The organism is Lysobacter enzymogenes, assembly GCF_017168095.1.
GTDB lineage: Bacteria > Pseudomonadota > Gammaproteobacteria > Xanthomonadales > Xanthomonadaceae > Lysobacter > Lysobacter enzymogenes_D.
Window position 1 is genome coordinate 1 of the sequence record NZ_LXSD01000115.1, and the last position, 1,185, is coordinate 1,185.

Consider the following 1,185-nt stretch of genomic DNA (forward strand, 5'->3'; position numbering starts at 1 on the left):
AGCAACGCCGCCGGCGCCGCCAAGGCCAAAGGCCAGCCGCGCGCGTTCGCCCGCCAGCCCACGGCCAGGGCGAAGGCGAAGCTCAACGCGCCCACGGCGTGGGCCGGCCGCCAAGCCGCCGTGGCGGCGGCATAAGCGTCCGCATGCGGCGTCGATGCCGATGCTTGCGCCCACACCGGCCAGGCCAGCGCCAGCAGGCACAGCGACAGCGCGAACGCGCCGACGCGCCGGTCCGGCGCGGGTTCCGATCGCGGGCGCGCGATCGCGATCACCAGCGCCCCGACGCGCCGCCGCCGTCGCTGCTTCCGCCGCCGCCGGAATAGCCGGAGCTGCCGGAACCGGAGGACGACGACGAGGACGAACGCCGGCGCCGGCGTTCGTCCTCGTCGTCCCAGCGCGAACCGCCGCGGCGCGCGTCGCCGCTGGCGAACGCGCTGACCGACGCGAACGCGGTGGTGATGTAGGTCAGCAGCGCCATCGGCATCCACTCGTTCCAATCCAGCAGGTCCGGCGCGGTCTTCGGCGCGGTGAACACGTAGGCGGCCGCCGCGACCGCGGCGATCAGCCCGAGCCGGCCGAAAAACGCCGCCGGCCCGCGCCGCCACGCCGCGCGCATGCCGAACAGGGGGATCAGCGCGAACGGCGAGGCGATCAGGCCGGCGAACACGAGCAGCGGCCACGGCACGCGCTCTGGCTCGGGCGCGGGCAGCGGCGTGCCGTCGATCAGGCCGATCAAGGCGTCGTAGCCGCGCTCCAGGCCGCCGGCGTAGTCGCCGTCGCGGAACGCCGGGGCCAGGGTTTCCTCGATGATCCGGCCGGCGTCCTGGTCGGAAATGGATTCGTCCAGGCCGCGGCCGAGGTGGATGCGCAGGCGGCGGTCGCGCTTGGCCACCACGACCAGCACGCCGTCGTCGACGCCGGCGCGGCCCGGCTGCCAGTGCGCGAACACCCGGCCGGCGTAGGCGGCGATGTCTTCGCCGCCGGTGCTGTCGAGCATCAGCAACATCAGTTGCGCGCCTTTGCGCTGTTGCAGTTGCAGCGAGCGTTCGCTCAGATGCGCGATCGCGGCGGCGTCGAGGGTGCCGGTGAGGTCGACCACCGGGCCGGTCAGCGCCGGCACGGCCGCGTCCGCCGGCGGTTCGGCGTCGGTGGGCAAGGCGGCGCCCGCGGCCGGCCGCGCCACGG

At 75.3% G+C, this 1,185-nt stretch carries 2 protein-coding genes; both read right to left on the reverse strand.

What is annotated here, in order from left to right; genetic code table 11:
* Window positions 1-272, reverse strand: a 272-nt coding sequence (locus tag A7A76_RS03335; RefSeq protein ID WP_206409863.1) for a hypothetical protein, incomplete at its 3' end; no start/stop codon positions are given.
* Window positions 269-1,185 (reverse strand): TPM domain-containing protein (locus A7A76_RS03340; RefSeq protein WP_206409864.1); only part of this gene is annotated, 917 nt, incomplete at its 5' end. The genes A7A76_RS03335 and A7A76_RS03340, both read right to left, overlap by 4 nt.